This is a genomic window from Streptomyces sp. WM6378 (assembly GCF_001279695.1).
In the GTDB taxonomy this organism is placed as follows: Bacteria; Actinomycetota; Actinomycetes; order Streptomycetales; family Streptomycetaceae; genus Streptomyces.
Genome location: NZ_LGDD01000058.1, coordinates 1 through 9,423, shown reverse-complemented (window position 1 = coordinate 9,423; position 9,423 = coordinate 1). Strand labels below are relative to the sequence as shown.

The window sequence follows — 9,423 nt, the reverse complement described above, 5'->3', positions numbered from 1 at the left end:
CTCACCAGTGACCCGGGCGGCCGCGTCGTCAACGTGTCGTCGTCGCTGCACCGCACCGGCAACATCCAGTGGAGCGACCCCAACCGCTCCCGCCGCTACACCCGGCTCGCCGCCTACGCCCAGTCGCAGCTGGCCCTGACGGTGTTCGCCGCCGACCCGCGGGTCACCGCCGTCTCCATCCACCCCGGCATCTGCGACACCGCCCTGCTCCCCCTGTACGCACACGAGGGCGCCACCCCCGCCGAAGGCGCCACCCACGTCGTACGCCTCTGCGACCCGGACACCCAGATCGTCAACGGCGCCTACTACGACCGCGACCAGCGCGTCGAGCCCGCGCCCGCCGCCACCGAGGACCGCAGCGTCAAGCGCCTCAACAGGCTCGCTGCCGTACTCGTCGGCCACGACGCCTGAAGAACACCCCCTCAAGCGCGCCTTGAAGGAGCCACGCCCCATGTCCAAGCACGCTCGCAAGGAGAAGGCCAACCACGGCAGCAAGGCCTCCAGCTAGCGGCCGGACGCCCGATGCCCGAGGGGCGGACTGTACCCGGCTGACAGTCCGCCCTTCCTCGTTCCCCACCCCCAGAATCAGGTGATCTTCCATGATCGAGCTTCCGCTCCGCCAGCTCCCCTCCTATCTGCGCTGGTTCCCCGGCGGGAGCGCCGGACCGACCGCGCTGGCCGAGCACGTCCTCGCCACCCGGACCGGCCGCCTCTGGGCGGACCGCGCCGACCGGCCGCGCACGGTGGCCGTCGCCAGCGCCGGCCACGTCCTGCTGAGCGGCGACCCGGGCGCACTTGAGCCCGCCGCGCTGGCCCCGCTCGCCAACCGGTACGTCCTGGCCCCGGCCCGCTTCCTCCCCGCCCTGGGCTCGGCATACGACCGGGTCGTCCCGTGGGAGCGGATGGTGTACGTACACGGCGAAGAACCGACGCTCCCGCGCCCGCCGCGCGGTGTGACCGTACGCCGCATAGTCGGTACCGACGCCACGGCGCTGGCCTCACTGGGAGCGAACTCGGCGTGGATTCACGCCAGTTGGGGCGGACCGGCCGGACTGGCGGAGTCCGGCCACGCCTGGGGCGCCTTCCACCGGGGCCGCCTGCTGACGGTCGCCTGCACCTACTTCCTCGGCAGCCGGTACGAGGACATCGCCGTCGTCACTGCCCCCGAACACCGCCGTGAGCAGCTCGCCCTCAGCTGCGTCGTCGAGCTCAGCACCGACGTCGCGGCCCGCGGCCGAACCGCCAGCTGGACCTGTTCCCGCTACAACCGGGCCAGCCGCCTGCTCGCCTGGACGGCCGGCTTCCGCCTGGAACGGGAGTACGTCCACTACGCGACCGGCGCCCCGGCCGCCAAAGGGCTCTCCGGCAGCCGGAATTCCGCCGTTCCCGCTTAGCACCCGTCCGCCGGGCAGGCATCGGGCGTCTCGCATCACCGGGGCTGCGTCTCGCGTACATCGACGCCGAAGTGTTCCAACAGGGCCAGAAAGGCGGACCGGTTGGGTATGCCGTTCGGCTCCCACATCGCCCGTCTCTGCTCCCCGCTCCTGGTGTGCAGGACAATGCCGCGCGGCCGCGCCTTCAGGTCGAAGCGCGGCCCCACCTCGACGTGGTCCAACTCGGCCCAGATCACCAGCTTGCGGCGTTTGGCGAAGAGCAGCCAGTCGTAGAGGAGCAGTCCCTCCGACGTGACGGCGGCCAGCTTGAAATCGACCGTCCCGCCTTGCCGGAGGCGTTCCAGCATCCCGGGGAGCTGCGCCTCCGCGATCTTCGGGTCCGCCAGCCGGACGAAGTACGTCAGCGCCGTCTCCGCGGGAGCGAGGGCCCCCGCCGTCATCCGGTGCCTGGATCCCCGGTACCAGAAGCAGTACCTGTACCCGTGCTCGTACGTCGCACCCCGGAACCTGACCTTGGAGAAGGAGTGGTCGAGCCTCTCGACCTCCTGCCATCGCACGGCGAACGTCTTCCCCTTGCCCGGCACCAGATGTGCGCGGTGCCCGTAGAAGAAGACGGCACCGTGCTCGTGGACGTGAACGGTCTCGTGCGGGAGCTGGAGCACCGCGACCTGCGCGCCCAGCGACGCCCCGGCCGCCAGCTCCGCTGCGACAGGCCCCATCAGGGGGTCTTCGGTATGCGGCCCGAGGTACTGCTGCGTCGCTTTCGCCGAACACAGCGCCAGTCCGGTCATCGCGCAGGCGAAGACCGTCGAGCAGCCCGCCAGCGGAGGCAACCAGCCCCCGACGGAGACCGAATCGTCGAACAGCGCGGGACCCAGTGTTCCGGCAACGGCGACAGCAGACACCAGGCTGACCAGGGCGAGGACGTTCTCGGCTCTGCCCAGGGCGCTCGGTCGGCCCCGCAGGATTCCGCGGCCGCTCCACAGCAGGTCCGCCCCCATGCCGAGCATCAGCAGACACCAGGCGAACAGGACCCAGCCACCCAGCCACCGGTTGTGCCCGGGCTCCGCGTCGAAGATCCACAGCACGGTCCACACGGCTCCGTAGCCACCGGCCGCGGCCATGGCCGCGCCGGCGAGCATCGCGAATCTCCCGGCCGCGGTGACCGTTCCCGGACGTACTGGACTCACCCTTCCTCACCCCCGTGGATGCCGCAGGCCTGACCATCGACCACCGAGCGGCCCCATGACTGCCTGGGCGTATGCGTCGGCACTCCGGGCAGCGGGATGCCGAGGTCGGGTGGCACGCCCGTCAGCGGAACTCGGCCAGTCTCGGACGCAGGCCGAGGATCAGCAGCCCGCCCCCGAGGAGCAGGGCGCCGGCGGCCGTTGGCGCCTGGGTGTTGACGGCGTCGCGGCCGGTGGCGATGGCTGCCTCGTGGTGCGCAGAGTTGATCGCCGTCACCTGGTCCAGGGCTTTCGTCCATACGCCGAAGTGCGCGTTGGAGGTGTCGGATGCCCAGCCGATGCAGAACACCGTGGCCTCCTGCGTCTTGCCCTCCGCGATCAGCCGCCGGAAGGTGCGGTCGTCCTTCTGGTAGACGGCGTACGCCTCGACGGTCTTCTCGGCCGCCTCGCGCTCCCCGGCGAAGGTGATGTTGTCCAGTTCGCGCCGGTACTCACCGGTGAACTGCTCGTCACCGTGGTCGCGTTGATACGCCGCCCAGGTCTGGTCCAGTTTCGCGTCGTACGAGGAGATGCTCGCGCCGTCGAGCCCGTACAGCTGCTGCGACTTGTCGAGGAAGGACTTCTCGTACAGGTCCCTGCGGGTGGCATCGAGCAGGAAGCGGCTCTCGTCCGCGTTGGCGTCGTACCCGATCGCCTTGGCACGGGAAAGAGCGACCACCGAGTCGAAGGAGTCGTGCCGTGCGACCTTCAGCTGCTCGACGGAGACGGCCAGGAGCCGGCTGCCGCACACCACCGCGAACAGCGCGCACAGCGCGGCCGCTACGAGTGCGGGGTTGAAGACGCGGCGGAAGCTGCGGGCGAGCCGGACCTGGAGCACGACGAGGACGACGAGCAGCAGCACCCCGAGAACGGCCTCGGTGACGAGTTGCACCTCCAAGTCCGTGCGCGCCGCCTCGTACTCCCCCTCGTAGACGGCGTTGTTGGCATCGACGAGCTTGCGGGCCTGGGGCAGCAACTGTTCGGCCAGGAGGTCGGTGGCCTGGCGGTAGTCGGCGCGTGCGGCGTCCTTGCCGCCGGGGTGCCCGTCGTTCTCCAGGGCCCGGCCGATCAGCTCCTGGTAGTGCGCGAAGTCGTCGGTGAGGGCGACCACCGTGTCCTCGGTCACCGTGTCACCTTCGGAGGCGGCGCCGAGCGTGCGCAGGGAGCGGCTGATGGTCTGCTGTGCGTCACCGTAGAAGCCGTTCGCCTTGCTGTACGACTCGTCCAGGCGCCCCTTCCCTGTGCCCGAATCGCCGCTGGACAGAAGGATGTTGGCAGCCTGGGCGTCCATGTCGTTGAGTGCCAGGTTGAGCTGGGTGGCGGCGACCGTGCGGGGCGCGGCACGGTGCTGGATCGCGTCCCAGGTGGTGGAGAGCCCGGTGGCCGCCACGGCGATCAGGATGACGAGTCCGGCGCCGATCAGCAGGCACACCGTGCGGGCCAGTCGCAGCCGGCCCTGAGTGGTGGTCCAGTAGCGGCCGACGGCGTACCGGAAGAGACGGACGAGCCGGGCGACGGCAATGGGAGACCGTCGCCTCGGCCGTCCTTGTCCCGGGCCCCCTCTGGCCCGCGACGACGGGATCCCCCCGTGCCGAACGGGTGGTGCGGGGTCTGGTTCAGCAGTCGTTGTCGGGGCCCCCGCTCCCTGACGCTGCCCGGCACCGGCGGTGACCGTCACTCGCCCTCCAACCTCGCACCACAGGGCCGTTCGTACGAACCCGTGTCGAGATCAGCTTGGGGGTCAGGAGTTCGACCGGATGCACGCGTTGACGGGTCCCTGACGCCCAAGGACCTTGGCTTAACGCCCACTTGACGACGGCAACCTCTGGCAAAGGGACAGCCACACCACGCCCCGGCGCGAGCATGAACCGGCCGTAGGCGCCAATCAGGAAGAAGTCGAACCAGACGGCCGCAGAGAGCGCGGCCAGCGCCCAGGCACCCCGGGCTCCGGTTCTCCAGACGGACTCCTTACGCGGCCCCGCGACTACATGCCGGGGGGGGTCTGTCGACACCGGATTCACCCGCACTGGATTCGGCGGCACTGGATTCGGCAGGCTCCCTAGATTCGGCGGCGGGCACGGACAGGACCATGGTGAGCCCGCCGCCTGGGGTGTCCTCGGGGGTGAGGGTGCCGGCCATCGCCTCGGCGAGGCCACGAGCCAGCGCCAGACCGAGCCCGACGCCGGTGGTGTTGTCCGTGTCGCCGAGCCGCTGGAACGGCACGAAGGCCCGCTCCCGGTCCTCGGGGGGCAGCCCGGGCCCCCGGTCGATCACCCGCACCTCGACCCGGTCCACGGGCATGCTGGCGGTCAGCAGCACGGCCTCGCCCTGTGGGGTGTGCCGGGCCGCGTTGCTCAGCAGGTTGGCGACGACCCGTTCGAGCAGCGGCGGGTCGGCCAGCACGGCCGGTACGGCGTCGAGGCCCTGGATGTCGACCGACGCGGCCCCCGGCGGCAGCGACTCCAGCGCCGTGGGGAGCACTTCCTCCAGAGCCGTGTCCCGGACGTTGAGCTTGAGCGCACCGGCCTGGAGGCGGCTCATGTCGAGGAGGTTGTCGATGAGCCGGCCCAGGCGCGCCATGGACTCGTCGGCGGTGGCGAGGAGTTCCTCGCGGTCCTCCTCGCTGAAGTCGTTGTCGCGGCTGCGCAGCGAGGTGATGGCGGCCCAGCCGGCGGCCAGCGGCGTACGCAGGTCGTGGCTGACCGCCGCCAGAAGAGCGGTGCGCATGCGGTCGGCGGCCTTCACCGGCTCGACCTCGGCGGCCGCCTCCGCCAGCCGGCCAGCGAGGACAGCGTTTCGGCCTCGGGCGGCGCACCACGTCGTCGGGGACGGTCTCCAGATGCTGGATGTTGACCGCGGTCACCACGTCGATCCCGGCGGCGAGCAGTTCCTCGATGTCCTGCCAGCGCTTGGCGTTGCGGCCGCCGGGAATGTTGCTGTGGGCCAGCTCGTCGACGACCGCCACCTGGGGACGGCGGGCGAGTACGGCGTCGAGGCACATCTCCTCGAACTGCCCACCCCGATAGGAACGTTGAGAGCGGTGGATGACTTCGAGGCCGCTGAGTCCTGCCAGCGTGTGCCGCCGCTTGTGGCACTCGACGTACGCCACCACCACGTCCGAGCCGCGCCCGGCCCGCCGCCGTGCCTCGTCGAGCATCCGGTACGTCTTGCCCACCCCGGGAGCAGCCCCGAGATAGACCTTCAGCCGACCCCGCCGTCCGGGCGGGACATCCGGCTCCACCACCCCAGCACACGCCTCCTCGCGCAGAACGCGCACCCCGGTCGCCGTGCAGGGACCCTGCGCGACCGGGGGCGCGATGTGTGCTCCCGATCATCACGGGAGGTCGCGGTGCAGCACGACCGTGGCGTACGACCTTGATGTGTTTCTGATCCAAGAGCGGTGCCGGAGGCTGATACTCCTCAGAACCGGTCCGGGCGGATCAGCGCAAACACCAGATAGCCGAGCAGGCATCCAGCAACACAAAGTCCGACGATGTTCTCGACGCTCACGGTCGTTCAACTCCCTGGGCCAGGCGGGGCGACTACGGCGAGGGGTGGTTAACGGGCACCCTTACACCGAACTCCTTACGGCGGCCCAGGGGTAGGTGTCTTGACACCTTCCTGTCGCCGGCCAGCAGTTCATTGACGTCACCTTGACGAGCTGCATATCGATCGGGCTCGTCCTGGCAGATGGCCCTCGCGCTCGGCGCGGTCCTGGCCAGCACCGACTTGGTGGCGGTCACGGCGCTCGGCCGGCGCCTCGCGCTGCCGCCCAAGGTGCAGGTCCTGGTACAGGCCGAGAGCCCGTTCAACGACGCCACTTCCCTGGTCCTGCTCAAGGTCGCGGTGAGCATCGCCGTCACCGCATCGGCCGCCTCCTGGCAGGGCGCGGGCGGCGAGTTCGCGCTGCTCGCAGGCGGCGACACATTGATCGGCGCGGCCGTCGCGGGCCTGGTCGTGCTGATCCGGCGGCGTACGCAGGACCCGGTCCTGGAGACGGTGGTGGCGCTCGTGACCCCGTACGCGGCCTACGTGCTCGCCGTGGCCGCCCACACCTCTGGGGTGACCTCTGCGGTGGTGGCCGGAGTGATCCTCGGCGGCAACTCCGACCGGCTGACCAGCGCCCGCATCCGCCTCCAGCTCCACGCGGTCTACGGCACGGTGGTCTTCCTTCTGGAGAGCGTGGTCTTCAGCCTGATCGGCCTCTCGCTGCCCGGCCTCATCCGCGGGCTCGGCGAGGCAGACCGGCTCTGGCCGCCGTACGCCCTCGCCCTGGCCGCCACCCTCATCGCGGTCCGGATGCTGTGGATCTTCCCTCACTCCGCGCTGCTCCAGCCGAAGGGTGGCCAAGGGAAGGGCGGCCGGGAACGCTACGACCCTGGCGAACCGCCCCGGCTGGACTCGCAGTCCGAGAGCCCCGCCCTCGTCCAGGACACGGTCAACGCATCGTCCTCGGCACGGCGGCGACTCGACACACTCATTCGCGCACACCTGGACGCGTGACTCGACGGTACGGACGCGCGCGATCTCGGGGGCGTGCGATCTCGGGGGTGTGCGGAAGTCAGTCAGCCTGCGCTGTCGTCGTCGGCAGGGCAGACGTTGTCCGATGCGGACCTGACAGCGGGCGTGCCGCTTCATGCCAGTCAGGGTGGCGAACAGGCGACGCACCCGGGCCCGTGCAACCCTTCCGAAAGCTCCTTTTCGCGGGACATCTCCGCAGCTCAGGGCCACAGTTCCCCGCAAGCCCCGCGTGATTCACGAAACTGCGGTCAGAACCGACGTCAGGCTTTTCCCCCACTCCCCCACCGGAACGGTCCTCCAGTCCCCCTCACGGGCCCTCGCCTCGCGTCTTCCTTGCCGCAGTCATCAAGAGCACGCATGAGTCCCGTCAAAGCGGTGATGTCCAGGTTCGCGCCACAGCCGCCTGTGCGTAATGTTCGGCTGCCGGCAGATGTTTCGTACACGTGAACTGGGTGGCCCATCCTCACAGTTGACAGGGAGCTCATCGTGAAGACCTCACGTCTGTGCGTACAACCTTCCACGCCTCTTTCCTCGCCGCCCGGGCCGGTAGTTGCCGAGGCCGAGGACCTGGTGGGCCAACTCGTCGCCGAGGGGCACCTCCTGGCCGATGCCGCGGAGCGGCGGACCAGAGAGATACGGGCCGAGTTCGACGCGACGGGTGCCTACCGGCAGAGCTCTGACGAGCTTCGCCTTGGTGCCCGGATCGCCTGGCGCAACAACCCGCAGTGCATCGGCAAGTTCTACTGGAAGGGGCTGGAGACCCGGGACTGCCGCGACGTCGGGGCCAGCGGCCGTGATGAGAGCGCCCTGTTCGAAGCTCTCGTGGACCATCTCCGGCTGGCCTGGAACGGGGGAAAGGTACGCATGCTCCTGAGCGTTTTCGCCCCGAGCAGGCCCGATCGGCCCGGACCCAGGGTCTGGAACGGCCAGCTCATCCGCTACGCCGGATATCGGCAGCACGACGGATCCGTCGTGGGCGACCCCGAGACGGTGGATCTCACCGCGGCCGTGCTGCGGCTCGGCTGGCGCGGTCGGGGCACCGAGTACGACGTTCTGCCCCTGGTCATCCAGTACCCCGGACGCGAACCCCGATTATTCGACCTGCCGCCGGACGCGGTCCCCGAGGTGCGCATCAGCCACCCCGACTACCCGTGGTTCGAACGGCTCGGCCTGCGCTGGCACGCCTTTCCCACCATCTCCAACCAGGTGCTCGAACTGGGCGGCCTGCGCTACTCCCTGTCTCCCTTCAGCGCCTGGTACACCTGCACCGAGATCGGCGCCCGCAACCTCTCCGACACCAACCGCTACGACAAACTCCCCGAAGTCGCACGCGGGATGGGCCTGGACACCGACCGGGACCGGACCCTATGGCGTGACCGCGCGCTCCTTGAACTCACCTCGGCCGTACTGCACTCCTACGACCAGGCCGGTGTGTCCATCATCGACCACCACTTCGCCACCAAGCAGTTCGTACGCCACGAGGAACGCGAACACAAGAGCGGCCGCGGCTGCCCGGCCGACTGGTCAGCCATCGTGCCCGCCACCAGCGGCTCGACCACACCCATCTGGCAGCGCCGGTACGAACCCACCAGGACGCTTCCCAACTTCGCTCCCCAGCCGGTGCCCTGGCCTACCGGCGGGACCGAGGGCTGAAAGGGTCCGTTTGTGAGAGGTCAGGACCAAGATCCCTTACAGCGGCAGCGATTCGAGTGATCCCGAGACCAGTTCGTGCGGATCGGGGGGGCCGATGGGCGCGTAGTCACCTCGGTAGGTGCGCACCGTCGTCCCGAAGCCCCAGCCACCGGTCTGCCCCCTGTCCGTGTGGCAGATGGACGACGCTGCGCGCCCAGGCCTGAAGGGCGGCTGTCTGCTCGGGGAAGAGCTCACTGCCATTCCCTGCCGGTCCCGGGCACGCCAGGGTCGGCAATGGGGCGAGCGTGTCCTCGTCGCGAGCGATTCTCAGGCGCACTGGACGTGCAGCGACAGACCGGTGCGTCGACATGACGCACCGTCAGAAAGGTCAGCATCGGGTCAGCAAATTGGGTCAGCAATGGGATCGCTAAACCCTCCCGCACAAGGTCACACACTGGGCAACAGATCTCCTCCCGCGCACCGGAAGTGAGCGACTCCGCACCATGCCGATCGGCCACCTCCAGGGCCGAGTTCTGCGCTCCCCACAGGTTGGCCCGATCGCCCATAAGCGCAGATCAGCGCACCCGACCCCGCGCTTTCAGGGGCACTGCCGGCAGCTCCGGCGCCGGGATCGGCCCCCCGTCGTACCC

The 9,423-nt window shown here is 69.8% G+C and carries 5 protein-coding genes and 4 pseudogenes; 4 read left to right on the top strand and 5 right to left on the bottom strand.

Features of this window, described 5'->3' with window-relative positions; all coding sequences use genetic code 11:
• Together ADK54_RS08070 and ADK54_RS08065 are read left to right on the top strand one after the other, a co-directional pair.
• Window positions 1-411: pseudogene (locus tag ADK54_RS08070) on the top strand (short-chain dehydrogenase); the annotation flags it as partial.
• 188 nt (window positions 412-599) lie between these two features.
• A complete protein-coding gene (locus ADK54_RS08065; protein ID WP_053724849.1) occupies window positions 600-1,394 on the top strand; it encodes a GNAT family N-acetyltransferase in 795 nt (264 codons plus the stop codon).
• Window positions 1,395-1,429: 35 nt separating this feature from the next.
• Here the strand turns inward: ADK54_RS08065 and ADK54_RS08060 are convergent, their stop codons facing one another.
• The 5 genes and pseudogenes from ADK54_RS08060 to kdpF all read right to left on the bottom strand — a co-directional run bounded on the left by ADK54_RS08060 (window position 1,430) and on the right by kdpF (window position 6,130).
• Window positions 1,430-2,584: a hypothetical protein gene (locus ADK54_RS08060; protein WP_159047665.1), complete on the bottom strand. Its 1,155-nt coding sequence runs from the start codon at window positions 2,582-2,584 to the stop codon at window positions 1,430-1,432.
• Between the two features lie 121 nt (window positions 2,585-2,705).
• Window positions 2,706-4,052: a hypothetical protein gene (locus tag ADK54_RS08055; RefSeq protein ID WP_053724847.1), complete on the bottom strand. Its 1,347-nt coding sequence runs from the start codon at window positions 4,050-4,052 to the stop codon at window positions 2,706-2,708.
• 536 nt (window positions 4,053-4,588) lie between these two features.
• Window positions 4,589-5,431 (bottom strand): annotated as a pseudogene (locus tag ADK54_RS08050) (sensor histidine kinase); the annotation flags it as partial.
• 64 nt (window positions 5,432-5,495) lie between these two features.
• Window positions 5,496-5,777 (bottom strand): annotated as a pseudogene (locus ADK54_RS48730) (histidine kinase); the annotation flags it as partial.
• A 263-nt stretch (window positions 5,778-6,040) separates the two neighbouring features.
• Window positions 6,041-6,130 (bottom strand): K(+)-transporting ATPase subunit F, encoded by a 90-nt coding sequence (gene kdpF, locus ADK54_RS43065; RefSeq protein WP_078966203.1) that lies wholly within the window; start codon window positions 6,128-6,130, stop codon window positions 6,041-6,043.
• 171 nt (window positions 6,131-6,301) lie between these two features.
• Here kdpF and ADK54_RS08045 point away from each other — a divergent pair.
• Together ADK54_RS08045 and ADK54_RS08040 are read left to right on the top strand one after the other, a co-directional pair.
• A pseudogene (locus ADK54_RS08045) lies at window positions 6,302-6,967 on the top strand (cation:proton antiporter); the annotation flags it as partial.
• Between the two features lie 660 nt (window positions 6,968-7,627).
• Complete coding sequence (locus ADK54_RS08040; protein WP_078966201.1) at window positions 7,628-8,794, top strand: nitric oxide synthase oxygenase; 1,167 nt, start codon at window positions 7,628-7,630, stop codon at window positions 8,792-8,794.
• Window positions 8,795-9,423 lie beyond the last annotated feature (629 nt).

Bases quoted from the DNA above. Each gene is read 5' to 3' on its own strand.
- ADK54_RS08065 (WP_053724849.1), top strand. From the start codon at position 600: ATGATCGAGCTTCCGCTCCGCCAGCTCCCCTCCTATCTGCGCTGGTTC.